Here is a 23,621-nt window from a genome sequence, read left to right on the forward strand (position 1 = left end):
GTCACAGTCCGATGTTCAGTGCGCCGCTGCGGTAGTTGGCGCCGGGGATGGCATCGAGCAGGGCGCGGGTGAAGGGGCTGGTGGGGTTGCCGTAGACCTGGTGGGTGGGGCCATAGTCGACTTGTTTACCGTGCTGCATGACGGAGACGGTGTCGGAAATTTGTTGCACGACGGCGAGGTCGTGGCTGATGAAGATGTAGGTGACCCCGAGTTCCTGTTGTAGGCGTTCCAGCAGGCGGAGGATTTGCGCTTGGACAGTAACGTCGAGTGCGCTGACGGCCTCATCTAGCACGACGAGTTCGGGTTCGACGATCAGTGCTCGGGCGATGGCGACGCGTTGGCGTTGGCCGCCGGATAGTTCGCGTGGGCGGCGTTTCATGAGGGCCGGGTCGAGGGAGACGAGGTTGAAAAACTCGGCGGTTTTTTCCTCGATGGCCCGCTTGCTGAGTCCGCTCAGGTTGTGCAGCGGTTCGGCGACTGATTGCCCAACGCTGCGCCGGGGGTTGAGCGAGCCGAGTGGGTTTTGGTAGACCAGCTGGACAACTGTGGGGTCGAGGCCGTCAAGTTTCTTGCCGTTAATGCTGATGCATCCGCTGGTTGGGGTGCTCAGTTGGGCGATGGCGCGTCCGGTGGTGGTTTTACCGGAGCCGGATTCGCCAACGAGGGCGTGTGTGGTGCCGCGGGCGACGGTGAAGCTGACGTTATCGACGGCGGTGAAGTCCCCGAATTTTTGAACTAAACCTTCTACTCGCAGCAGCGGTTCGGGTGTTGACGCCGCGGGCCTCACTGTCCCGGGTGCGCTCAGTGCTGGCGCGTCGCTGAGGAGAGTGCGGGTGTAGGGGTCTTGTGGGTCCTGCAGGATACTGGCGGCGACACCGTGTTCGACCACTTTGCCCTGATTCATCACTACGAGTTGATCCGCGCGGTCCCCTGCGACGGCTAGGTCGTGGGTGATGATCACCATGGCGATGTTGCGTTCCCGTCGCAGGTTATCGAGCAGGTCAAGCACTTTCTTCTGGACGGTGACGTCCAACGCACTGGTGGGTTCGTCGGCGATGATCAGTTCGGGTTCCACAGCGATCGCGGCGGCGATCAGGACGCGTTGCTTCATCCCGCCGGAGAGTTCGTGTGGGTATTGCCGTGCGCGCCGGGAGGGGTCGTCGATTCCAACCTGTTCGAGCAGGTCGATGATGCGGGCTTTTCGCCCCGCGGCGTCAAGATCGGTGTGTATTTCCAGCACTTCGGAAATGGATTGGCCGATGGTTTTGACCGGGTTGAGGGAGTTGTTGGGGTCTTGGGGTATCAGGCCTATGTGGCGGCCGCGGATGCTCCGCCATTGGGTGTCATCGAGTCGTGTGAGCTCGAGCGATGGGCCCTGCTCGCCGCGGAACAGCACTGCCCCGCCGATCACTTCAGCGTTGTCCGGCAGCAGGCCGAGTGCGGCGTGCGCGCTGGTGGTTTTACCTGAACCGGATTCGCCGACAATAGCAGTGACTTGGCCGGGGACAACGGAAAAGGATACGTCGTGGGTGGCTGCGCGACCGTTGTAGGCCACGGATAGATCACGAACGTCAAGCAGTGGGGTGCGCGGCATTACAGGGCCTTTCGGTAGGCGGAGGACAGTTGGTTTGCGGATAGCACTACGGCGACAATCACGGCGCCGGGCAAGATGGTGAGCCACCAGGATGTGGCGATGTAGTTGCGGGAATCTGCGATCAGCAGGCCCCATTCTGGAGTAGGCGGGGGCGTGCCGTAACCGAGGAAGCCGAGCACACTGATCTGCAGGATGGCGTTGCCGAACTGCAGCGCTGCCATGGCCAGCACGGGGGTCAGCGAGTTCGGCAGAATGTGGCGAGTCAATACCGCCAGCTTGGAAGCGCCACTGCCATAGGCGGCCTCAACGTAGTCGGTGCGGGTAACGCGTTGCACTTCTGTACGCACCAAGCGGGAGAAAAACGCGACGCTGGTAACACCGACGGCGATGGCGGAATTAATAGTGCCGAAGCCCAACACGATGATCACCGACAGCGACAGCAACAGTGCGGGGATGGCGAGCAACACGTCGACTCCACGCATCAGTAAGGTATCGATGACGCCGCCTTGGGTTCCGGCGATCAGGCCGATCAAGGTGCCCACTGTCAGGCCCACGGCAACCGCAATCAGCGCACCTGCGAGGGAGTGGCGGGTGCCGTAGACCACACGGGCGAAGAGGTCACGCCCAATGGCGTCAGTGCCAAAGATGTGCTCGCGAGAGGGCGGCAGCAGCGCTTGCGAGTGCCCCTGGGTGGGCGAAAATTGGGTGAACACGCCCGGCGCGAGGGCCCACGCCAGCACAATGATGATGACAACGTACGCCGCGATAACTGCGGGGGTCAGATGTTTGAAACGATTCATTTCGCGGCCTTCCGCAGTCGGGGATCAACGATCGGCTGCAGCGCGTCGACTGCAGCGTTAATGAGGACGTAGATGGTTGCCGCCAGCACGACGATCGCCAGCAGCACTGGGGTGTCGCGGTTGGACACGGCGCCAACAGTCATGTTTCCCACCCCTGCCCGACCGAACACGGCTTCGGTGACCACTGCCCCACCGACGAGCTCGCCGAAAGCCAATCCGGCGACAGTCAGTGCAGGCAGGATCGCGCCGGGCAGGATGTTGTGTGCGAAGAGTCGCCAGGTGCTGGCTCCGCGGGCACGCACGACGTCGACGAAGGGTTGTTTCGCGACGTCATCGAGGCTGCGCAGCAGCACTTGTGCGATGGGGGCGGCGATGGGGATGGCCAGGGTGACGGCCGGCAGAATGAGTTTTTGGCTTTCGCTTGCGCCGATGATGGGCACCAGTCCCAGGCGGAAGGAAACAAATTGGATGAGCACGATGCCCACCAGGAATGTTGGTAGCGAAGCCATCAGAGGTGGCAGTGCCCGCATTTTCTTGCCGAAGCGGGTGGATAGGATGGCGGCGCTGGAGATTGCGAAGGCGAGGATGAGTGCGAGGATGAATGCTGACGCCGCGAGGGTTAAGGTACCGGGTAGCGCTGCGGCGAGCATTTCGCGCACGGGGGTTCCGGAGTTGACGGAGACGCCGAAGTCCCCGGTGATGAAGCCTTTGAGGCTGAGGAGGTATTGGATGATCAGGGGCCGGTCGGCGCCGAGGCTGTCGCGGATTTCTTGGATTTGCTCAGGGCTGAGTCCTAGTTCTGGGTTCGCGTAGCGGTTTTCTACTGCATCGCCGGGGAGTGCGGATAGTAGGAGGAAGGCTAGGGTGAAGGCTGCCAGCAGCACTGCGATGGTGTGGGCTAGGCGGGTGAGGATGCGTTGTGTCATGGTGGTACCTAGTCGATGGTGAGGTCGTAGAAGGTGGGGCGGCCTACGGCTTCGGTGTGGAATCCGCTGATGCCGGGGGCGACGCCGAAGACTTGGGGTTCTTCAAACAGGGGGATGGTGTAGTGCTTGTCGATTAGTAGGCGTTGGGCTTGGGCGCTTGCTTCAGCGCGTTGCTGTTGGGTTGGTGAGCTTGCGACTTGTTGGAGTAGTTGTTCTAGTTCTGGGTCTCCGAGGCTGCCGTCAGTGGGGTCGTAGTTTAGGAGGCTGTTGCGGTTGGTGGAGAAGTATTGGCTTTTGATGACGTCGTAGTCGGCGCGTCCGACCATGGTGTGGTGGATTTGGATGAGGGTGGGGTCTTTGACTGCGGCGTTTTGTGCGGCTTGGTCTCCGGGGTAGAGCTGTAGGTCTGCGCCGATTCGGCGGAATTGTTCTTGTATTTTTTCGATGAGTTCTTTGCTGCGGGGTTGGACGTTGGCGTGGTTGGTTGTGAAGCTCAGCCGTTGGCCGTCTTTGACTCGGATGCCGTCGGGGCCTGGGATCCAGCCGGCGTTGTCGAGTAGTTCGCGGGCGTGGTCGGGGTCGTAGCGTAGTTTGTCGCTTTGGTCGATGTATCCGGCGGTGGTGTGGGCGAGGACGCCGGTGGCGATGGGGTAGCTGTCGGAGTAGAGGGTGGTGTTGATTTCTTGTCGGTCGACGGCGAGGCTTAATGCTTCGCGCACGGTGTCGTCTTGGAGGATGGGGGTTCGGAAGCGCAGGTTGAGGCTGTTGTTGACGCCGTTGGTGCCGTGGGCGACGATGTCCACTTTGGCGGCTTTCAGGTGTTTTTCGCTGGGTGCTGCGATGGTGCGGGCAATATCTGCTTGGCCGGATACTAGTGCGCCTTCGCGAACGGCGTCTTCGCCTGCGAGGGTGATGGTGACGGCGTCAATGTTGGCTGGGCCTTGGTGTTCGCTGACTTTTGGCGCCCAGTTGTAGTCTTCGCGGCGGGTGAGGGTGAGTTCTTTGCCGAGGTTTTCGTGGGTGATGACGAAGGGGCCGGAGCCGATGACTTCGGTGGCGTGTCCGGGGGAGAATGTGTCGGCTGTGCCGTCGAGGGTGGCGTTGGCGAGCAGCCCGGAGTTCATGGTGGAGGTTGCTTGGGCGAACCCTGGGCTGGGTGCATGGAAGTAAAAACGCACGGTGTAGGGTTCGAGGACTTCTGCGTGGTCGTAGTTGTTGATTTGTTCGGAGACGGTGAGGGTGCGGTTTTTGTCGCCGAGGCCGAAGAGGTCGAAGTTGCGTTTGACGTTGTCTGCGTCCAGTGGGGTGCCGTCGGAATAGGTGACGCCGCGTCGGATACGGAAGGTGTATTGGGTGCTGTCGGCGTTGACTTCCGGTAGTTCTTCGGCGATCCAGGGGGATAGTTCTAGGGTGTCTGGGTCTTGGTAGAGCAGCCGGTCGGTGATGTTGTTGACCACTCCGCCGTTGGGGTAGTAGCCGGCGGTGGGCGGGTAGAGGTTGGTGAAGAATGCTTGTTCTAGGTAGGTGACGGTGCCGTGTTCGCGACCGTCTGCGTGTGCGCACGCGACAAGGCTGGTGGCTAAGGTTGCTGCCCCGAGGGCTGCGATGATTGCTCTGGTGAGGCGGGGTATCCGCTGGGTGGTGTGGGCCATGGGGTGTCTTTCGTTTGCGTTGATATTTGTTCGTCGGTCTGTGCCAGCTTTCAAAATATAGACTACTCCGTCTATTTTGTCTAGGCCGAGCGGTTCGATGTATGGTTGATACAGATCAACGATGCCCACACCAGCTGGAAGGACACCCGTGGCACACACACCCCCACATGCCGACGCTCCCGCAATCGCACTGATCGGCATGGGCCCCCGCGGCGTCAGCACCCTCGAACGCATCATCGCCACCCACGAGGCCACAAACGCCCACTCCCCCCTACACATCCACGTCATCGACCCCTGGGAGGTCGGCGCGGGCGAAATCTGGCGCCCCGACCAAACACCACTGGTCTGCATGAACACCCTCGCCGGCGCCGTCACCCTCTACACAGAACCCGACGCCACCATCACCGGCCCCGTCCGCCCCGGCCCCACCATGTACCAATGGATCGTCGGCGTGCGCACCGGCCTCTACCAGGCAGAACTACCACCACACCTCCGCGAAGAGCTCCACCACACAAGGCCCGAATCCCATCCCTCCCGCGCGCTCTACGGCGCCTACATCCGCTGGGTATACCAGCACATTCCCCTACCCGACGGCGTCACCATCACCGAACACCACGCGCGCGCCACATCCATCACCGCCGCCGGCGACACACGCGACGTCATCACCCTTGACGATGGCAGCACAATCACCGCAGACGCGACCGTCTACGCACCCGGATGGATCCCCAACACCCACCAGGCCCCAGCAGGCGCCCGGCGTTGGATCGGCCCCGGCAACCCCATCGACCAAGACCTCGACGCGATCAACCCCGGCGACAACCTGCTGATCCGCGGACTCGGCATGGGCTTTTTCGACGCAGTCACGCTGCTCACCCAAGGCCGAGGCGGCCGCTTCGACCACGGCCGATACATCCCCAGCGGCAAAGAACCACACATCCGTGTCACCTCGCGCCGCGGGTATCCCTTCCTGCCGAAATCCGAATACGAGGCCCTGCCACCGCAAGCCCCACTGCGACGCATGAAGGCCGCAATCGCAGACCACGCCGATGCCGAACGCGTCGATTTTTCCACCACCCTGTTTCCCGCCATCATCAAAGACGCCTACGAGGCCTACTACCGGGCGCTCGAACGGATCACTCCCGGCGCGTTAGCTATCCCGATTGAACAAATCATCGCGCGTATTGACGCCGCGGGGGTTCGCAGCATCGCTGGCGTTACGGATACAGCCACGCCGGATAGCGCGTTTCTTCCTTGGGCGCTAGATGGGGTGACCGTCGATCCCGCTGACCAGTGGAATCACCTGGTGGAGATCGATCCGCTGGCGGAATTCGACGGTGACACTGAACAGCTGCAGGCTTTCATACACGAGCGGCTTGCCACCGACGTGCTGGACGCCGCGCGGGGAACCATGAGCGCACGCAAGGCTGCGTTGTGGACCATCAGCGCCTGCCGCAAACCGGCAGCAGTTTTCGGCGAACAAGGCCGATACACGCTTGAGTCGAGCCGTGGGGACTTCGCCACCCTCATGGACTTTGGGCAGATGGTGGGCTCTGGACCACCGGCGTTCCGCACACGGGAATTGCTTGCCCTCACCGAGGCAGGCGTGGTCAGCTTCGTACTCCCCCAGAATGCTGCTGTCGCGATTGAACAGGCCGATGTGGTGCTAGATGCATTCCTGCCCTCACCGGACATCCACCGCAGCGCCGACCCCCTGATCGCCGGTTTGCGAGCCGACGGCAGGCTGCAACCTTTTGCCTACGACGGCGTCAGCACTGCCTCCCCCGATGTGGATCCCCGCACGCGCCTGCTTGCGGGCGATCCGCGTGTGCACCTGATCGGCATCCCCACCCATGCGCAGTACGCCGACACCACCATTTCCCCCATGCCCGGCACCGACCCCACGATGCTGCGCGAAACAGATGCGGCCGCGCGCAGCGCCCTAGCGGTTGCGTACGGACACGATTGGCAAGCTTAGGCCTTGGCTACGGCCTCGAGGGCTCGCTCGATATCGACGCTCAAGTCCTCGAGGTCTTCAATACCAATGGAAATCCGGACGAGGTCACGCGGAACCTCCAACTGGCTTCCATTAGCGGACTGGTGCGTCATCGACGCGGGATGCTCCACCAAGGACTCCACCCCACCCAAAGACTCCGCCAAACAAATGGTGCGGGTGCCCAAACAGAAGGCGCGGGCGGCTTCTTCAGAATGGAAACGCGCAGAAATCATCCCGCCGAAGCGTCGCATCTGGCGTGCGGCAACCTCGTGGCCAGGGTGACTGTCGAGCCCGGGGTAAAGGACCTGTTTGACCAGCGGGGATTGGTCGAGTTGCCGCGCGATGGCCTCTGCATTATCGCAGTGGCGCTCCATGCGCACACCCAGGGTCTTGATACCGCGGATCGTTAAATAACAGTCGAACACTGACGGGATCGGACCCACCCCACCTTGATAGAACAGCAACTGCTCATCGATTTCGGGATTATTGGTGGCCACCACACCACCGACAACATCCGAATGCCCACCCAGGTACTTGGTGGTGGAATGCAGCACAACGTTCGCCCCCAATTCCAGCGGTTTCTGCAGGTAGGGGCTTGCAAACGTATTGTCCACACCCAAGATGACGCCGCGGGCCTGCGTGTGTTCAGCGATCCCCGCGACGTCACTAATTCCCAGCAAAGGATTGGTGGGGGTTTCCAACCAGACGAGTGCGGTGTTGTCCTGGATGGCCTCGGCGACGGCGTGGGTGTCGCTGGTATCCACCACGGTGTAGCTCACCCCCCACTGCTGATAGACAGAGTCGATGAGGCGGAAGGTGCCGCCGTAGACGTCGTTGCCCATCACCAGGTGAGATCCTGGGGTTAACACCGAGCGGAAGAAGCAATCCGTTGCGGCCATGCCGGAGGAAAATGCGCGACAGTGCGCAGCGGATTCCAGTGCTGCGACCGTGTCTTCTAGGACGCGGATGGTGGGGTTACCGCAGCGGGTGTATTCAAAACCGCCGCGCAGTTCATTAAGCCCGTTTTGGGCGAAGGTCGTCGAAGCGTAGATCGGGGGGTTGATAGCTCCGAATGTGGAGTCCGGGTGGTAGCCGGCGTGGATGGCGTCTGTATTGAATCCCATGGCGACAACACTAACAAACCCAGACCAAGCTGTCTAACATTTACATACTGACCCGTATGGCCAATAGCGTTGTGCGCGCCCCCAGGCCCACCGACGTACAATCCCACACTATGACTGTGCACGACATCATCCACAACAGCCTGATCGACCGCGCCGTCGAGCACTTACCCCAAATCGCCCTGACCATAGTCATCGCCATCGTCGTCTCCACCATCCTGCGGAGGCTCATCGGACGCGCAACCAACCGGGCGATTAAGAAGAACCCCACCGAAACCCGCCGCGACGCCCGCCTCAAAACACTCGCCAGCGTTGGCAAATCCACCGTCTCCATCGTCGTATGGGCATGGGCCACCCTGACGGTCCTCGGAACCATCGGCATCGATGTCCGCCCGCTCATAGCCTCTGCAGGCGTCGCCGGTGTCGCTCTCGGCTTCGGCGCCCAATCACTGGTCAAAGACTTCCTCACCGGTATCTTCATGCTTGTCGAAGACCAATACGGCGTCGGCGACTGGATCGACGTCGGCGATGCCTCCGGCACCGTCGAGCACGTCTCGCTGCGCACCACAACCATCCGCGACTCCGACGGAACCCTCTGGTTCGTCCGCAACGGAGAAATCACCCGGGTCGGCAACTTCAGCCGCGAATACGCCATTGCCCGGGTCGAAATCCCCCTGAGCCTATCGACCGACATTTCCGCCGCGTCCCAAACCATCCTGGACGCCGCCACCGCAGCAGCCGGAGACCAACTCAAAGGAAAGATCATCGGCTCTCCCACTCTCGACGGTGTCTCCACCGTGTCCACCGACCACCTCACCATCCGTGTCAAAGCCACCACCAAGCCCGGCGCGCAATGGGAGGTCCAGCGCGGACTCATGGGTGCCATCATGCCCGCGCTTGAAGCCGCAGAACTCAAAACCCCCTATCCCCATGGCATCGGCATCACCGGGGTATATTAAACACCATGACCACTTTCTACGAGGCCATCGGCGGAGAAGACACATTCACCCAGGTAGTGCACGAATTCTACAAGCGTGTAAAGGAAGACGCCCTGATCGGCCCCATGTATCCCCACGACGATTGGGAAGGCGCCGAAGATCGCCTGCGCTGGTTCCTCGCGCAATACTGGGGCGGGCCGCAAACCTTCAGCGAGCACCGCGGCCACCCACGGCTGCGCATGCGGCATCACCCGTTTTCTATCGGCGAGGCAGAGCGCGACCGGTGGCTGGACATGATGCACGAAGCAATGGACACCATCCCTAAAGAGCAGCTTGATGATGCCCACCGCGCCGCCATGTGGGAGCACATGGTGAAGGTTGCCAACATACTGATCAACCGCATCGACCTTCCTGACCCTTCACAAAATCAGTAGTATCGTCGACAACAAACTACGCTTCGACACTCGCCTCTATCGTGAGGTGCAGGGAAGGACTTACACACGTGTCTACTGAGGACAACACCAACACCAGCGCACAAGTGCACACCACCCGCATCCCCGTGCGTTGGTCTGACTTCGACCGCTTCAACCACCTCAACAACGTGTCCTACATCGAGGTAGCGCAGGAGGCCCGCACAGCATTTGCGCAGGACGAATTCGCCGCACGTGGCCTTCCCATCCCGGCGGTGTTCGTGCGCCGCACCGAGGTCGACTACTTCCGACCGATCCTCCCAGACACAACGGCCGTAGAAATCGACACCACCGTGGTGCAGATCGGCACAACCAGCTTCACCACCCACCAAAGCATCAAGGACCGTAACGGTACCGTGTGCTGCACCGTGGACTGCGTCCAGATCGCCGTCGACCTCGCAACCTCTAGCCCGCGGGCCATCACCAAACATGAACTTGGTGTGCTCACCCAGGTTGCTGATAGCGCGGTAATCAACGAAGCAACGTCTGCAGACGACTCCGCCGAAGCCTCAGCCGACGACTAGCCTCGTACCCATGCATCCCCCTTCGGACACGCATGACGCCGCGTCGACACAACCAACTCACGTCACAATCACCTACGCACGCCCAGACGATTCGGGCTTGCGCGCACTAGCTACCCGCGCCTACGCGCACGATTTTGCCGGCGCGCTGCGTTTGCGGCGTCATAACGAAAACACCGTTGAGGCGTTTGCCAGCACCAAACTCGACACACTCGTCTCTCGCAGATTCGCCGCCACTATGGACTGCGAAGACACTGTCATCCGGGCGCAAGCAGCAACCCAACACCCTGACGAGCACGGAGTGTTCACCGCTGTCACCTGCCCTGCGGCTTGGAACGGGCCTTTGCCCCCACAGGAGGGTTTCACGCTGGTGGAAGACCTCCCAGTCGACACCTTCCTGCAGCTGAGCCGTGACAACAAGCAGCAAACCACCAGTGACAAAATGCCCACGTCGCTGCTCAACCAAGACGTCATCACTGTCAACAATGACGCCACCGGCACCCAAGCCATCGTGGCCAACCGCATGGTACTTACCCTGGATGCTTTCGGTCTGCTGCCTAAGACAACCGGCACCGAAGGGTCCAAACACTATCCCCCCGTGGTCCGAGTATCCGTTCGAGGACGGTGGGTGCGGCTCGATACTGTGTTCGCCAGCGTCTACTACAACCGAGGCGGACACCTACTGGTGCTATAAAAAAGCGCCCCCTGCAGGATTCGAACCTGCGACCTGCCGGGTAGAAGCCGGATGCTCTAATCCGCTGAGCTAAGGGGGCCTGTTGATAAACAACCTTTAAAAGATTAGCGCACCGCAGCTCGGACCCCAACCCACAACCCCGCTACTGTGTTAGCTATGAGTCGAAGCACCACAGTGAAGCCAACCTGGCCGCTGTACCTCCTGTTCTTCCTAGTCGCGGGAATCGTCGGAGCCACCATATCCTGGGGTTTCCTATCTGAATCCCTCGAAGCACTCGGAATCCCCGACCCCGGGCCGCTCACCACAGCCGGTCTTCCTTTCTTCCGCTCCGGGGCACTGATGCTCATGTGCCTGTCCGTCGGTAGCTTCTACTTCGCAGCATTCCTCACCTCCCCGACCCCCTCAGAAGGCGCTGGCATCGTCCAAGCCCCCTTGCGAGTCGACGGAGCTCTAGCATCGCGAACCGGCGGCATCGCTGCGCTGTGCACCTCGCTGATCGCTCTGCTACTAGTTCCGATGTACCTGTCGGATGTGTCCGGAGAGCCACTGTCACAGGCACTCCAACCAGCGAACTGGTCAGTTGCGTTGAACCAGGTCTCAACCTCACTGGCGTGGCTATGGGTTGCCATCATCGCAGCGATAACCGGAGTGGGCGGTCTCGCTGCCCGCCGCTGGGGTTCCCAACCACTACTCGTCTTAAGCTCACTGGGCATGCTGGTCCCCCTCGGGCTCGAAGGACACTCGGCGACAGGTGGCGACCACGACTACGGCACCAACTCCTACCTGTGGCACCTATTCTTCATGGCACTCTGGGTCGGCGGATTAATAGCACTCATCGCCCACGGCATGCGTAAAGGCCCCGACATGGCCACAGCTGTGCGCCGTTACAGTGGACTCGCCCTAGTCTCTGCGCTTGCTATGACAGCATCCGGCCTGATTAATGCCGCTATCCGTATCCATCTATCTGACTGGCTCACCACCGGCTACGGCTTGCTGATCACCGCCAAGTTCGTTGGTGTCATCATCCTCGCCCTCTTCGGTTTCTACCACCGGAAAATCACCATCCCCAAGCTAGACAGACAGCCAGCGCTCTTCCGCCGCGTAGCCATCGTCGAGGTAGCGATCATGGCAGCCATCGCCGGCATCGCAGTCTCCCTCGGCCGCACTCCCCCGCCCCCACCCCGCAGCGCCGATATCAACACCATGGACGTCGAACTGGGCTACAAACTCTTCGTTGCACCAACCCTAAGCAACGTGTTCACCATGTGGCGCTTCGACATCGTCTTCGGCACCCTCGCAATCGTCCTCGCCGCCCTGTACCTCCGCGGCGTCATCATCCTTAAACGACGGGGAGAATCCTGGCCACTGTCACGCACCCTGTGGTTCATGGGCGGCTGCCTCATGCTGTTGATCACCATGTGCTCCGGTATCGGAATGTACATGCCCGCATTGTTCTCAATGCACATGGTTGGGCACATGATCCTATCCATGGGCGTGCCGGTGTTCTGGGTGCTTGGCGGCCCACTCACCCTCGCGCTGCGCAGCATAGATGCCAGCGAGCCACACCAGTGGGTCGAAGCACTGATCGACAATCCGCTCATCCGCATGCTCACCATCCCGTGGGTTAACACCATCCAATTTGTGGTGTTCTTCTACGGGCTCTACCTGGAGCCGCTATATACCACCGCTATCTCTGAACACGCCGGCCACCTGGGCATGAACGTATTGTTCCTTCTGTCCGGAACAATCTACTTCTGGGAACTCATCGGCATCGACCCGCTGCCCGGCCGCGGAGGCCCCATGGGGCGCATAGTGTGGCTCACCGGTTCACTCCCCTTCCACATGTTCTTCGGTGTCGCCCTGATGCAGATGCAGCTCATCCTCGGCCTGGACTTCTACTCGATCCTTGGGCTGCCGTGGTCACCCGACCTGCTGCGGGACCAGAACGCCGGCGGAGGTATCGCCTGGGCATCCGGCCAATTCCCCCTCGTCATCGTGTATGCCGTCTTGCTGCGTGAGTTCTACCGCGACGATCGCCGCCAACAGAAGGCCTACGACAAGCACGCAGAAGACACCGGCGACGAAGACCTCGAGGCCTACAACCAAATGCTGGCCGACATAAGCGCCGGAAAAGACACCTTCCGCCAGCTCTAGCCACCACCCCCGGCCGGGCACAATGCGTGCGCGTGCCGACAGCAACCGACGCGGCGTCATCACCCCATTTCACTAATGGTAATGACGTCTCGTCGCGCGCAGCGCGCCCCTCGGAGATCCACAACACCGTGGGGCCGACGTTCGCCCCTCGTGGCAACAGTTCAGCAACAGCTGTATAGTTCAGTTCATGCTGACTATTTCTTCGCGCTTGGACGTGATGAACCGATTGGGTCGGGCGATGGCCGATCCCACCCGATCTCGTATTCTCCTGACCCTGCTGGGCGGCCCGGCCTACCCGGCCGCTCTCGCCCGGGAGCTGGAACTGACGCGGTCAAATGTGTCGAACCACCTCACTTGCCTACGGGACTGCGGAATTGTGGTCGCCGAACCGCAGGGGCGGAAGACCCGCTACGAGATTGTCGACGCCCATCTTGTCCAGGCGCTGAACTCACTGCTGGATACCACTCTGGCTGCCGACGAGAATGCCCCATGTATTGACTCGGCATGTGACGTGCCCGGGTGCGCCACCGGAGAGGGGAACAGGTAAGTGGTAACTGATCTCCTGGGGGCGGTCGGTCTGTTTATCGCCACCAATATCGACGACATCATCGTGCTCTCGCTGTTCTTCGCCCGTGGAGCCGGCCAAGCAGGGACCACACTTCGGATCCTGGCCGGGCAGTACCTTGGTTTCGCGGGCATCCTCGCAGCCACGATCCTGGTCATCCTAGGGGCGGATGCCTTCCTGCCAACCGAGGCGATCCCCTACTTCGGGCTGATCCCCCTGGCCCTGGGGTTGTGGGCGGCCTGGCAAGCCTGGCAGGGAGACGATGACGACGACGATGACGCGAAAGTCAGCGGAAAGAACGTAAGCGCCTTGATCATCGCCGGGGTGACCTTTGCCAACGGTGGCGACAATATCGGCGTCTATGTCCCGGTTTTTCTCAACGTGGGTACCGCTACCGTTATCATCTACTGCGTCGTCTTTCTGATCCTGGTGGCGGGCCTGGTCCTGTTGGCGAAGTTCGTGGCCACCCGTCCACCGATCGCGGAGGTTCTCGAACGCTGGGAGCATGTGCTGTTCCCGATCGTTTTGATTGGCCTGGGTATCTTCATCCTCGTCAGCGGCGGCGCCTTCGGCCTTTAATAAGCTCAGGCCACGGTCATGTAGAAAACACTCCCTAGGGCCCCGTCGGGATGTGAGACCCCGGCCGCGACGTGGGCAACCCGCCCACCGTGTTTTCAGTACAGTCGGCCTCAACCAACCAAACAGTGGCGCTGTTTCAGCTGAGGCGGCCGCCCTGGCGAGGAAGACACATGAAAGCATTGACCTGGCAGGCGTCAAATACGGTGAGCGTGGAGGAGGTCCGGGACCCACAGATCCAAGAACCCACCGATGCGGTCATCCGGGTCACCTCGACCGCCATCTGCGGATCTGATCTGCACCTCTATGGGGTGCTGGCTCCGTTCATGGACGAGGGCGACATCATCGACCATGGGTCCATGGGCATCGTCGAGGGGGTCGGCTCAGCCGTCACCCACATCAAGCCGGGGATCGGGTGGTCATCCCCTTCAACGTTTCCTGCGAGCATTGCTTCATGTGTCGCCAGGGCCTGCAGTCGCAGTGTGAAACCACCCAGGTCCGCGAAGACGGCACCGGCGCGCAGTTCCTCGGTTACTCGCGGCTTTACGGCTCGCCCTTACGTCCCATCGTGGCTAGCGCTTTGCGCTCACGGGCGTTCACGCCGTCTGTAGCACCGCTAACGGCGGACGCCCCAGACGAGCGGTTGTTTCGACATCACGTAACCGCGCACGCGACGCGTCATGGTCACACGATCACGCTGCGGCGGCATCTCTGACTCACGGTTATCCGCGCCAATGGCCTGGGCGACATGAGCGCCGGAAAAGACACCTTCCGCCAGCTCTAGCCACCACCCCCGGCCGGGCACAATGCGTGCGCGTGCCGACAGCAACCGACGCGGCGTCATCACCCCATTTCACTAATGGTAATGACGTCGCGTTTCTCATTGCCGCCACGTAAGTCTGTGGATAAAACGGGGGTGCCGCGGGCAAGGTTATCCACAGGGCCAGTGACCTGGCGGCTGCGCCAGCTATGCGGACGAGGGCACTGTGAAGCCAATGGTTGTGCACATCCCGCACACCATCATAAAACTTCACTAGCTATAGGAGATTATCCAATGACTCTTCATTCTTCCGTCCTGGTAGGTATCGTCGGCACCCAACCCGAATACAAAGAACTCGGACAGAATAAAACCAAACTAACGACCTTCCGCTTCTGCGCCAGCAACCGGCGCCAAAACCATTCAGGGGAATGGGAAACAGTGAACGAATGCTGGGTGACAGTTGAATGCTGGGGCGACCTTGCAACCCGTGTCCACGCCAACCTGAAGCAAAAAGACCGAGCGATTGTTGTCGGGCAGATCATCACCGAAACCTACGAAACCAAGGACAAACACAAGGCCGTCAAGGTGGTGTGCAAGGCGATGACGGTCGGGCACGATCTGAGGAATGTTCGTGACACCGAAGCAGACACACAAGCCCAGCAGCCCAGCCGCTCACCAACCCCCAACGGGCCCGACGCTCATGCCATGGCGGATCCCCGTGCTTGAGGTGACAGGGTTCCGGTCGGATGATGACCCGCTACACTTCCCTGCGTGCGAAAAACTAGCCTGATTGCCGCTGCTCTAGCCGCAACGACTGTCTGCTCCGCTGCGACGCTCGCAGCGCCTGTTCACGCCGTGACCGCAGTAGCGATACCTGGGGATTGCTCATTTGTTGGCACTGGATTAACCTTCCGGGGTGTTTGGAGGGAAAGGTTGCTGGGATCAGTGCCGACGATGACGAGTTGGTGATCATTTCCCACGATGCGGGGATTTTCACCCTCGACCGCATTTCGGATTCGTCGCGGCAGTGGAACTTGAGTAGTCTGTGGGGTTTTCCTTTCTGGTTCGCCCCCGGCCAACATCTGCCTGAGACATGGGACGAGCGAGCGCATCAGTGTTTGAGGTTGCTGTCGGCGAGCTCTACATTCCGCATCTCGATCCTCGTTCGGATGTGGTAGATGCTGTGTTTAGGGGGCGCCCGGCGCGTTTTCATTGGGTTGAAGGGCCGGTTCCACAGGCAGCCATTGAACAAGATGGCCGGGTGGTACCCTTTGTGCTGACAGAACTTCCGTTTTTCTAGGCTCAAGGAAGGCCACTTAATGGGCGAATTTATCTACACAATGAAAAACGTGCGCAAGGCGCACGGCGAGAAGGTCATTCTGGACAACGTCACCATGGCGTTTTACCCGGGTGCCAAGATCGGTGTCGTCGGCCCGAACGGCGCCGGTAAGTCCTCTATCTTGAAGATCATGGCTGGTATTGACCAGCCGTCCAATGGCGAGGCGTACCTGGAGCCCGGTGCAACGGTCGGTATCTTGCTGCAGGAGCCGCCGCTGAACGAGGAGAAGACCGTCCGCGAAAACGTTGAAGAAGGTTTGGGGGAAATCTTCGAAAAGAAGCAGCGTTTTGAGGCTATCGCTGAGGAGATGGCCACCAATTACACCGACGAGCTCATGGAAGAAATGGGCAAGTTGCAGGAGGAACTCGACCACGCTGATGCTTGGGAGATTGACTCCAAGATTGAGCAGGCTCTCGATGCTTTGCGCTGCCCTCCTGGTGATGAGCCCGTCACTCACTTGTCTGGTGGTGAACGCCGCCGCGTTGCGTTGGCAAAGTTGCTTCTGAGCGAGCCGGATCTCCTGCTTCTCGACGAGCCCACTAACCACCTCGACGCAGAGAGCGTGCTCTGGTTGGAGCAGCACCTCGCTAAGTACCCTGGTGCTGTTTTGGCTGTTACCCACGACCGTTACTTCCTGGACCACGTCGCCCAGTGGATCTGTGAGGTCGACCGCGGAAAGCTCTACCCCTACGAGGGTAACTACTCCACCTACTTGGAAAAGAAGGCTGAGCGCCTTGAAGTTGCCGGCAAGAAGGATCAGAAGCTGCAGAAACGCCTGAAGGAAGAGCTCGCCTGGGTCCGCTCTGGTGCGAAGGCTCGTCAGGCTAAGAACAAGGCTCGTTTGGCTCGTTACGACGAGATGGTGGCAGAGGCTGAGAAGTACAAGAAGCTTGACTTCGAAGAGATCCAGATCCCCACGCCGCCTCGCTTGGGCAACCAGGTTGTAGAGGTCTCTAACCTGGACAAGGGTTTCGATGGCCGCGTGCTGATCAAGGACCTGTCTTTCACCTTGCCTCGTAACGGCATTGTCGGCGTGATCGGCCCCAACGGTGTTGGTAAGTCGACGCTGTTTAAGACCATCGTTGGTTTGGAGCAGCCTGACGGCGGCGACGTGAAGGTCGGCCAGACTGTCCAGTTGAGCTATGTGGACCAGGGCCGTGAGAACATCGACCCGGAAAAGACTGTGTGGGAGGTCGTTTCTGATGGCCTGGACTACATTCACGTTGGCCAGAACGAAATGCCGTCCCGCGCCTACCTGTCTGCCTTTGGTTTCAAGGGCCCGGATCAGCAGAAACCCTCTAAGGTTTTGTCCGGTGGTGAGCGCAACCGCCTCAACCTGGCGCTGACTCTCAAGCAGGGCGGCAACCTTATCCTCCTGGACGAGCCGACCAACGACTTGGACGTCGAAACCCTGTCTTCCCTGGAAAATGCACTCCAACAGTTCCCGGGTTGTGCTGTGGTTATTTCCCACGACCGCTGGTTCTTGGACCGCACCTGTACCCACATCCTCGCTTGGGAGGGCAATGTGGAAGAAGGTCAGTGGTTCTGGTTCGAAGGCAACTTCGAAGAGTACGAAAAGAACAAGGTTGAACGTCTTGGCGCGGATGCCGCACGCCCCTCGCGTGTAACGCACCGCAAGCTCACGCGCTAGGTTTTTCTGCCTTCACGAAGCGGCGTGCTTCGCTCCCCCAACTGGGCGCGTGGCACGTCGTTTTTTATGATGGGTCCATGATGAAGCTGTTAACGCTCAATGTTCACGCCTGGCTTGAGGTCGCGCAGATCCCCAAGATTTATGCTCTGGCGCATGAGATTGTTCAGCGCGATGTCGACGTTGTGTGCTTACAGGAGGTCAACCAGTTCATTGAGTCCCCAATTGTTGATGACGTCGCGGGGGTTGCGGACGGCGGTTTGTTCGTCGGGGATCCGCAGCGCCCTGTGCGGGTGGACAATTATGCACGGATCTTGGTGGAGGCTCTAGCGCATTATGGCGCCAAGCAGTTCTATTGGACATGGGACAGCGCCCATCTGGGTTTTGGTCATTTCGACGAAGGTATTGCCGTGCTGTCTAGGGTGCCCATCGCTGAGGTTCGCCGTATAGATCATTGTTCTGCGTTTGCGGACGAATACGACAATGTCCGCCGGCGGGCTTCCATTGCGGTGCGGCTGGATGGTGGTGAGCCTGTGTGGGTGGTCAGTAGCCACTTTTCCTGGTGGGCCGATCCGGCGGCTAATCCTGACGAAGATCAGGGTTTCCCGATTGGGATGTTACCAGAGGGTAGTGATGGTTTATTGTTCCCGCATGAGTGGCGGCAGGTATCTGCCGCGTGTGCGCGATTGCGTGAAGAGTCGGAGCTGCCGGTGGTTATCGCCGGCGACTTTAACAATGCTGCTGATGTTGTTGGTCAGGGCTACGAGTTGGTCATGGCCAATGGGTGCTGGTCCGACAGTTTCTTGACCGCCGAATCTGTGTCGGGGGAAGCGACGGTGCACAAGAAGATCCATGGCTGGTCGGATAACACGAAGGCTCTGCGGATTGACTATGTGTTTACCTCCGCGGGGATTACTGCATGCAAACACGAAGTCGTCTTCGCGGATGATTCCTCTTCCGCAGTATCCGATCATTCAGGAATCATCGTCACTCTCAACTCGCTACCCTCCTAGATTTAGATGTCATCCACCCCATAGGTTTATAAGTGTGCAATCTGGGCAACATGTACCTCATTGGCGGAATTGGCTTGGGCATGGTGATTACCCATTTCTTCACCTCGCTTTCAACCGCGTCAACGTGGCCGATGATCGCGTTTGCATATTCCGGCCTGCTCAATATCGCGGTGCCTTCAGGTGGCTCAAAGTTTGTGATCGAGGCACCGTATGTGGTTCCCACGACCTTAGACTTGGGTGCAGACTTGGGTCTCGTATTGCAGGCCTACCAGATGGGCGACGGTGTTACGAGCCTAATCATCGCCTTCTTCTGCTTGCCCTACCTGGCGAATTACCGGCTGAAGTTCAGTGAGGTCATTGGTTACACGTTGCCTGCGGTGATTTCCATCTTTGTGCTCTCGTGTGCGTACTTCCTCATCCGTGCTTAAAAAGCCAATCTCCTGCCGCTCAGTTGGAACCTGTGAGCTACCAGTAGCCGATCACTGCGCGGCCCTCCCGACAAAGCCCCAGAGAAGGGTTGACAAATATATCAAGGGCGCCTGACGGTTTTCCGTCAGGCGCCCTGTTTTTTAAGCGCTATTTAACGCAGAAACTACATCGGTAGTTTAAGCGTGCTTTGCTTCGACGCGCTTAATCGCCTCATCAGCAACCATTTCCTGGATGCCCATGTCGAGCTCAGAGGTGAAGCCGACGCAGGAGCAGTTGATCTCGCCGAGGACGTAGGTGTCGCCACCGTCCTTCGCATCATCAAGCATGAAGTCTGCGGTCCAGATCAGCGGGATATTGTCGCCACCGAGCTTCTCAGCGATGACGGGGCGTGCTTCGGCGAACATGTCGACGAGTTCCTGCCAATCGGAGGGTTTGTCGTAGGTGTAAGTAGCACCGGAGAACAGGGTGGCAGAGAAGTTGTCGCCGCCGGCGGCAGGCTTCTTGTGAACCACGAAGACAGGGTGGGGACCGACGAGGAGGATGCGGATTTCGCCCTCAACGATGCGAGGCATGAAGCGCATGTCGACGAGCATGCCGTTGTCGCCGACGATGTACTGGTCACAGAAGTCCATGAACTCACCGAGTTCGCGGATCTCAGTGTGGTTGTCGACAGCTTCGGTGCAGCGCAGCTTGGTGTCTAGAGGAAGCTCGGTGCCGGGCTCAACCTTGGCGGCCAGTTCCTTGTCCTCGAGCTGGACGCGCCAGATGCCGGAGCCGGTGGAGCCACGGTTCTGCTTGAGGACGCGCTCGCCGTAGGACAGGGAGGAGGGGAAGGTCTTATGGAAGGACTCGACGTCGTAGTAGGCGTAGGTGTCGCTGGGCACCAGATCGGTGTCGGCCAGCTTGACCAGTGCGTCCTTCGCGCCGTAAGCCATCATCTCTTCGGGGGTGGACATGCCTACCAGGCCAGCGTCCTTGGACAGGCGGGTCAGCAGGTCGAAGTAGCCCTTTTCGCCGCCGGGGATGTTGCCCGGGTTGACGCGCGAGATGTAGGCGTCGAAGTTGTTGGAGACGTATTCGAAAAGTTGCTCGGCCCATTCGGGGCGGTAGTAGACGACCTCTGCGTTCCATCCCTGAGCCTTGATGGCGTCGACGATGGGGAGGGTGTCTTTACGGTGGCCGTTGAACTGTTTGTCGTTGCCGCCTTCGACCTCAAATACGACGATAGCTTTGTGCACGTGCTTCTCCTTGATTGTTGCTCAATGTGCGTTCAGGCGCGCGGCTTGTTGCATCCGAGTCAGTGTGCGACGCGGTGCGCTGTGGCCTTGTACCTACTTCTAAAGCTATTCCCTTCACAGTGATATTGCACGCCAGAAGGCCCTTTGGTGCGCAAGAACACAACTATGGTCCACGGTGAGCCTGGGTCTGCGCTAAGCTAGGGCAGTAATAGGGTTTTTGGTACCCGTTGTAGATTGCCCCCCACGTGTTAGTTGAAAGGTCATTTTCTCATGCCTGCCCCCTTTGATCCTCATCCTAACTTTGCTGAGTATGCCCATCCGGAGAAGTTGGTTTCGGCTTCGTGGTTGAGCGCTCGCCTGGGCACCCCGGGGCTGCGTGTGGTGGAATCCGACGAGGATTCTTTACTTTACGACATTGGCCACATTGCGGGAGCTGTGCGTATTGATTGGCTGAAGGATCTCAATGACGTCGAGATTCGCGACTACATTGACGGCGAAGCCTTCGCTGAATTGATGCGTTCTAAGGGCATTCATCCTGACGACACCATCGTCGTTTACGGCGATAAGTCCAACTGGTGGGCAGCGTTTACGATGTGGGTGTTTGAGCTGTTTGGACACAAAGACGTGCGTTTGCTCAACGGTGGGCGTGATGCGTGGATGGCCGAGGAGCGCGACACTTCATACGAGGTTCCGGAGTTTCCGCGCAGTGACTACCCGGTGCCGACTCGTGACGATAAGACCGTCCGCGTTTTTGTCGATGGTGTCTTGAAGCACATCGGCAAGGGGCCGATCATTGATGCTCGTTCCCATGAGGAGTACACCGGTGAGCTCCGTAACATGGAGGGATACCCGCAGGAGGGTGTGCAGCGTCCGGGCCACGTGCCGACTGCTGTGAGTGTTCCGTGGAATTTGTCGGTATACCCGAACAGCCGTTTCCGTAGCCGCGCGGAGCTGGATGAGATTTATAAGGATTTCGATCCGAATGACCCGACCGTGGTGTATTGCCGCATTGGTGACCGCTCGGCGCATTCCTGGTTTGTGTTGACCTACCTGCTTGGTTTTAACAACGTTCGTAACTACGACGGTTCGTGGGTCGAGTGGGGCAACATGGTGCGTATGCCGATTGTTCAGGGCGAGCAGCCTGGGGAGCCCACGGCCTAAAAGGTGGTGTTTGTTCACCCCACCCCCTACTCCTGAACGCAGTTCAACTGTGCAGGGTAGGGGCTTTTTAGCGCTCAGGACACCCCTTCGTTTACCCCCATTGCCACATTTTCCTTGGCATTGGCCCCTCACTCGGGCGTGTGATGTGTAACAATAGTGGTGTTCGCTGCCCAAACGATTAACGTGTGTACGGCAGCACATAACAGTGTTAGTGCATTCATCCAGGAGGCGTTTAGTGTCTGTCGAGACCAAGAAAATTACTAAGGTCCTTGTGGCCAACCGCGGTGAGATCGCCATCCGCGTGATCCGCGCAGCCCGTGACGCTGGTATCGCCAGTGTCGCCGTGTACGCAGAACCCGATGCCGACGCACCTTTCGTCTCCATGGCGGATGAGGCGTTCGCCCTCGGCGGCCAGAATTCTGCCGAATCCTACCTTGTCTTCGACAAGATTCTTGACGCCGCGAAGAAGTCCGGCGCTGACGCTATTCACCCCGGCTACGGCTTTCTGTCCGAAAATGGCGACTTTGCTCAGGCCGTGATCGACGCTGGTCTGATCTGGATCGGCCCCTCCCCGCAGTCCATCCGCGACTTGGGTGACAAGGTCACTGCCCGCCACATTGCTATGCGTGCTAACGCTCCGATGGCTCCGGGTTCCAAGGAGCCCGTGAAGGATGCCGCTGAGGTTCGTGCATTCGCTGAGGAGCACGGCCTGCCGATCGCTATTAAGGCTGCGTTTGGTGGCGGTGGCCGCGGTATGAAGGTCGCGTACGAGATGGATGAGGTCGAGGACCTCTACGAGTCCGCTACCCGCGAGGCTGTTGCAGCCTTCGGTCGCGGCGAGTGCTTCGTCGAGCGCTACTTGGACAAGGCTCGCCACGTCGAGTGCCAGGTTGTTGCTGACATGCACGGCAACGTTGTGGTTGCTGGTACTCGTGACTGCTCCCTGCAGCGTCGTTTCCAGAAGCTTGTTGAGGAGGCTCCGGCTCCCTTCCTGACGGATGAGCAGCGCACCCGTCTGCACGAGTCCGCTAAGGCTATCTGTAAGGAAGCCGGCTACTACGGTGCGGGCACCGTTGAGTACCTGGTTGGTTCCGACGGCCTGATCTCCTTCCTTGAGGTCAACACCCGTCTGCAGGTGGAGCACCCCGTCACCGAGGTCACCACTGGCCTCGACCTGGTTCGCGAGCAGTTCCGTATCGCTGAAGGCCGCGAGCTCCACATCAAGGAAGATCCGACCCCTCGTGGTCACGCGTTCGAGTTCCGTATCAACGGCGAGGACGCTGGCTCTAACTTCATGCCTGCTCCCGGCAAGATCACCAAGTACATCGAACCCGCAGGCCCCGGTGTCCGTATGGATTCCGGCATCGTCGAAGGTTCTGTCATTGGCGGCCAGTTCGACTCCATGCTCGCCAAGCTGATCGTCTTCGGTGAGTCCCGTGAAGAGGCGCTGCAGCGTGCACGTCGTGCGCTGAGCGAGTACGTCATCGAGGGCATGCCCACCGTTCTTCCTTTCCACGCTCACATCGTGGAAAACCCCGCCTTCGTCGGTGACGGCGAGAAGTTCGACGTCTACACCAAGTGGATTGAAGAAGAGTGGGACAACCCGATCCCCGCTTACGTCGATCCTGCTGACGTTGAGGAAGAGGAAGAGGCAACCCCGAAGCAGAAGGTTGTCGTTGAGATCGACGGCCGTCGCGTCGAAATCGCTCTTCCCGGTGATCTTGCCCTGGCTGGTGGCGGCGCTAGTGGCGCTAAGAAGAAGGCCAAGAAGCGTCGCGCTGGCGGCGGCAAGAAGGCCGTCTCTGGTGACGCTGTGGCAGCCCCCATGCAGGGCACTGTCATCAAGGTCAACGTCGAAGAAGGCCAAGAGGTTAACGAGGGTGACACCGTCGTGGTCCTCGAGGCTATGAAGATGGAAAACCCGGTCAAGGCTCACAAGTCTGGTGTTGTCACCGGCCTGTCCGCTGCTGCGGGTGAGGGCGTCACCAAGGGTGCTGTCCTGATGGAAATCAAGTAGCTTCACGCACTT

General features: G+C 59.8%; 23 protein-coding genes, 1 tRNA gene and 1 pseudogene. 17 read left to right on the forward strand and 8 right to left on the reverse strand.

Annotated elements, in window-relative coordinates:
* Position 1 precedes the first annotated feature (1 nt).
* The 4 genes from CARG_RS07445 to CARG_RS07460 are packed head-to-tail and all read right to left on the reverse strand — an operon-like array spanning position 2 to position 4,972.
* Positions 2-1,594, reverse strand: a complete 1,593-nt coding sequence (locus tag CARG_RS07445; RefSeq protein ID WP_021012035.1) for a dipeptide ABC transporter ATP-binding protein — start codon at positions 1,592-1,594, stop codon at positions 2-4.
* Complete coding sequence (locus CARG_RS07450; RefSeq protein ID WP_021012036.1) at positions 1,594-2,394, reverse strand: ABC transporter permease; 801 nt, start codon at positions 2,392-2,394, stop codon at positions 1,594-1,596. Before CARG_RS07450 ends, CARG_RS07445 begins: the two co-directional genes overlap by 1 nt.
* Positions 2,391-3,320: an ABC transporter permease gene (locus tag CARG_RS07455; protein WP_021012037.1), complete on the reverse strand. Its 930-nt coding sequence runs from the start codon at positions 3,318-3,320 to the stop codon at positions 2,391-2,393. The genes CARG_RS07450 and CARG_RS07455 overlap by 4 nt, the downstream gene beginning before the upstream one ends.
* Before the next feature lie 8 nt (positions 3,321-3,328).
* Positions 3,329-4,972 (reverse strand): TIGR04028 family ABC transporter substrate-binding protein, encoded by a 1,644-nt coding sequence (locus CARG_RS07460; RefSeq protein ID WP_021012038.1) that lies wholly within the window; start codon positions 4,970-4,972, stop codon positions 3,329-3,331.
* 148 nt (positions 4,973-5,120) lie between these two features.
* On the opposite strand from CARG_RS07460, the gene CARG_RS07465 reads away from it, so the two are divergent.
* Complete coding sequence (locus tag CARG_RS07465) at positions 5,121-6,947, forward strand: FAD/NAD(P)-binding protein (protein WP_021012039.1); 1,827 nt, start codon at positions 5,121-5,123, stop codon at positions 6,945-6,947.
* On the opposite strand, the gene CARG_RS07470 is transcribed toward CARG_RS07465, so the two are convergent.
* Positions 6,944-8,089 (reverse strand): cystathionine gamma-synthase, encoded by a 1,146-nt coding sequence (locus CARG_RS07470; protein ID WP_021012040.1) that lies wholly within the window; start codon positions 8,087-8,089, stop codon positions 6,944-6,946. The two genes, CARG_RS07465 and CARG_RS07470, sit on opposite strands and share 4 nt — an antisense overlap.
* Positions 8,090-8,199: 110 nt before the next feature.
* Here CARG_RS07470 and CARG_RS07475 point away from each other — a divergent pair, with 110 nt between their 5' ends.
* From CARG_RS07475 to CARG_RS07490, 4 genes are all read left to right on the forward strand, one after another.
* A complete protein-coding gene (locus tag CARG_RS07475) occupies positions 8,200-9,045 on the forward strand; it encodes a mechanosensitive ion channel family protein (RefSeq protein ID WP_081761728.1) in 846 nt (281 codons plus the stop codon).
* Between the two features lie 5 nt (positions 9,046-9,050).
* Positions 9,051-9,458: a globin gene (locus CARG_RS07480; protein WP_021012042.1), complete on the forward strand. Its 408-nt coding sequence runs from the start codon at positions 9,051-9,053 to the stop codon at positions 9,456-9,458.
* Positions 9,459-9,526: 68 nt separating this feature from the next.
* A complete protein-coding gene (locus CARG_RS07485; protein WP_021012043.1) occupies positions 9,527-10,018 on the forward strand; it encodes an acyl-CoA thioesterase in 492 nt (163 codons plus the stop codon).
* Positions 10,019-10,028: 10 nt separating this feature from the next.
* Positions 10,029-10,709 (forward strand): hypothetical protein, encoded by a 681-nt coding sequence (locus tag CARG_RS07490; protein WP_021012044.1) that lies wholly within the window; start codon positions 10,029-10,031, stop codon positions 10,707-10,709.
* Between the two features lie 5 nt (positions 10,710-10,714).
* Here the strand turns inward: CARG_RS07490 and CARG_RS07495 are convergent.
* Positions 10,715-10,788, reverse strand: a tRNA-Arg gene (locus CARG_RS07495).
* A gap of 77 nt (positions 10,789-10,865) precedes the next feature.
* Here CARG_RS07495 and CARG_RS07500 point away from each other — a divergent pair.
* The 5 genes and pseudogenes from CARG_RS07500 to CARG_RS07515 form a co-directional block, all read left to right on the forward strand.
* Entirely contained in the window at positions 10,866-12,863 is a 1,998-nt protein-coding gene (locus CARG_RS07500; protein WP_041747101.1) for a cytochrome c oxidase assembly protein, read from the forward strand.
* Positions 12,864-12,895: 32 nt separating this feature from the next.
* Entirely contained in the window at positions 12,896-13,042 is a 147-nt protein-coding gene (locus CARG_RS10290) for a hypothetical protein (RefSeq protein ID WP_169733215.1), read from the forward strand.
* An 8-nt stretch (positions 13,043-13,050) separates the two neighbouring features.
* Positions 13,051-13,410: a Cd(II)/Pb(II)-sensing metalloregulatory transcriptional regulator CmtR gene (gene cmtR / locus CARG_RS07505; RefSeq protein ID WP_014307245.1), complete on the forward strand. Its 360-nt coding sequence runs from the start codon at positions 13,051-13,053 to the stop codon at positions 13,408-13,410.
* Positions 13,411-14,007, forward strand: a complete 597-nt coding sequence (locus CARG_RS07510; RefSeq protein WP_021012046.1) for a cadmium resistance transporter — start codon at positions 13,411-13,413, stop codon at positions 14,005-14,007.
* Between the two features lie 170 nt (positions 14,008-14,177).
* Positions 14,178-14,557 (forward strand): annotated as a pseudogene (locus CARG_RS07515) (alcohol dehydrogenase catalytic domain-containing protein); the annotation flags it as partial.
* A gap of 63 nt (positions 14,558-14,620) precedes the next feature.
* On the opposite strand, the gene CARG_RS10295 reads toward CARG_RS07515, so the two are convergent.
* A complete protein-coding gene (locus CARG_RS10295) occupies positions 14,621-14,848 on the reverse strand; it encodes a hypothetical protein (RefSeq protein ID WP_021012047.1) in 228 nt (75 codons plus the stop codon).
* 210 nt (positions 14,849-15,058) lie between these two features.
* Between CARG_RS10295 and CARG_RS09700 the strand changes: the two genes are divergently transcribed.
* From CARG_RS09700 to CARG_RS07545, 5 genes are all read left to right on the forward strand, one after another.
* On the forward strand, positions 15,059-15,490 hold the full coding sequence (locus CARG_RS09700; RefSeq protein ID WP_021012048.1) for a single-stranded DNA-binding protein: 432 nt from the start codon (positions 15,059-15,061) through the stop codon (positions 15,488-15,490).
* Between the two features lie 367 nt (positions 15,491-15,857).
* The gene (locus CARG_RS07530) at positions 15,858-16,064 is read left to right on the forward strand and encodes a hypothetical protein (RefSeq protein ID WP_144198601.1); all 207 of its coding nucleotides are present in this window, start codon (positions 15,858-15,860) and stop codon (positions 16,062-16,064) included.
* 19 nt (positions 16,065-16,083) lie between these two features.
* Positions 16,084-17,754 carry an energy-dependent translational throttle protein EttA gene (gene ettA, locus CARG_RS07535; protein WP_021012050.1) on the forward strand — a complete coding sequence of 557 codons (1,671 nt, stop codon included), beginning with the start codon at positions 16,084-16,086 and terminating at the stop codon, positions 17,752-17,754.
* 77 nt (positions 17,755-17,831) lie between these two features.
* Positions 17,832-18,764 (forward strand): endonuclease/exonuclease/phosphatase family protein, encoded by a 933-nt coding sequence (locus tag CARG_RS07540; protein ID WP_081761655.1) that lies wholly within the window; start codon positions 17,832-17,834, stop codon positions 18,762-18,764.
* A 50-nt stretch (positions 18,765-18,814) separates the two neighbouring features.
* Positions 18,815-19,192 (forward strand): TIGR00366 family protein, encoded by a 378-nt coding sequence (locus CARG_RS07545; RefSeq protein WP_041747697.1) that lies wholly within the window; start codon positions 18,815-18,817, stop codon positions 19,190-19,192.
* A 177-nt stretch (positions 19,193-19,369) separates the two neighbouring features.
* On the opposite strand, the gene CARG_RS07550 is transcribed toward CARG_RS07545, so the two are convergent.
* The gene (locus CARG_RS07550; RefSeq protein WP_021012053.1) at positions 19,370-20,431 is read right to left on the reverse strand and encodes a Cj0069 family protein; all 1,062 of its coding nucleotides are present in this window, start codon (positions 20,429-20,431) and stop codon (positions 19,370-19,372) included.
* Positions 20,432-20,701: 270 nt separating this feature from the next.
* Here CARG_RS07550 and CARG_RS07555 point away from each other — a divergent pair, with 270 nt between their 5' ends.
* Together CARG_RS07555 and CARG_RS07560 are read left to right on the forward strand one after the other, a co-directional pair.
* Entirely contained in the window at positions 20,702-21,592 is an 891-nt protein-coding gene (locus CARG_RS07555; protein ID WP_021012054.1) for a sulfurtransferase, read from the forward strand.
* Between the two features lie 235 nt (positions 21,593-21,827).
* A complete protein-coding gene (locus CARG_RS07560; RefSeq protein WP_021012055.1) occupies positions 21,828-23,609 on the forward strand; it encodes an acetyl/propionyl/methylcrotonyl-CoA carboxylase subunit alpha in 1,782 nt (593 codons plus the stop codon).
* The last annotated feature ends 12 nt before the right edge of the window (positions 23,610-23,621 follow it).

Origin of the sequence: Corynebacterium argentoratense DSM 44202 (genome assembly GCF_000590555.1) — a bacterium.
GTDB lineage: Bacteria > Actinomycetota > Actinomycetes > Mycobacteriales > Mycobacteriaceae > Corynebacterium > Corynebacterium argentoratense.

What these genes read in the sequence shown, in the direction of transcription:
- CARG_RS09700 (WP_021012048.1), top strand. Translation starts at nt 15,059, where the DNA reads ATGACTCTTCATTCTTCCGTCCTGGTAGGTATCGTCGGCACCCAACCC.
- CARG_RS07490 (WP_021012044.1), top strand. Translation starts at nt 10,029, where the DNA reads ATGCATCCCCCTTCGGACACGCATGACGCCGCGTCGACACAACCAACT.
- ettA (WP_021012050.1), top strand. Translation starts at nt 16,084, where the DNA reads ATGGGCGAATTTATCTACACAATGAAAAACGTGCGCAAGGCGCACGGC.
- CARG_RS07455 (WP_021012037.1), bottom strand. Translation starts at nt 3,320, where the DNA reads ATGACACAACGCATCCTCACCCGCCTAGCCCACACCATCGCAGTGCTG.
- CARG_RS07450 (WP_021012036.1), bottom strand. Translation starts at nt 2,394, where the DNA reads ATGAATCGTTTCAAACATCTGACCCCCGCAGTTATCGCGGCGTACGTT.
- CARG_RS07530 (WP_144198601.1), top strand. Translation starts at nt 15,858, where the DNA reads ATGGGACGAGCGAGCGCATCAGTGTTTGAGGTTGCTGTCGGCGAGCTC.
- CARG_RS07445 (WP_021012035.1), bottom strand. Translation starts at nt 1,594, where the DNA reads ATGCCGCGCACCCCACTGCTTGACGTTCGTGATCTATCCGTGGCCTAC.
- CARG_RS07475 (WP_081761728.1), top strand. Translation starts at nt 8,200, where the DNA reads ATGACTGTGCACGACATCATCCACAACAGCCTGATCGACCGCGCCGTC.
- CARG_RS07545 (WP_041747697.1), top strand. Translation starts at nt 18,815, where the DNA reads ATGTACCTCATTGGCGGAATTGGCTTGGGCATGGTGATTACCCATTTC.
- CARG_RS07480 (WP_021012042.1), top strand. Translation starts at nt 9,051, where the DNA reads ATGACCACTTTCTACGAGGCCATCGGCGGAGAAGACACATTCACCCAG.
- CARG_RS07555 (WP_021012054.1), top strand. Translation starts at nt 20,702, where the DNA reads ATGCCTGCCCCCTTTGATCCTCATCCTAACTTTGCTGAGTATGCCCAT.
- cmtR (WP_014307245.1), top strand. Translation starts at nt 13,051, where the DNA reads ATGCTGACTATTTCTTCGCGCTTGGACGTGATGAACCGATTGGGTCGG.
- CARG_RS07460 (WP_021012038.1), bottom strand. Translation starts at nt 4,972, where the DNA reads ATGGCCCACACCACCCAGCGGATACCCCGCCTCACCAGAGCAATCATC.
- CARG_RS10295 (WP_021012047.1), bottom strand. Translation starts at nt 14,848, where the DNA reads ATGACGCCGCGTCGGTTGCTGTCGGCACGCGCACGCATTGTGCCCGGC.
- CARG_RS07470 (WP_021012040.1), bottom strand. Translation starts at nt 8,089, where the DNA reads ATGGGATTCAATACAGACGCCATCCACGCCGGCTACCACCCGGACTCC.
- CARG_RS07500 (WP_041747101.1), top strand. Translation starts at nt 10,866, where the DNA reads ATGAGTCGAAGCACCACAGTGAAGCCAACCTGGCCGCTGTACCTCCTG.
- CARG_RS07540 (WP_081761655.1), top strand. Translation starts at nt 17,832, where the DNA reads ATGATGAAGCTGTTAACGCTCAATGTTCACGCCTGGCTTGAGGTCGCG.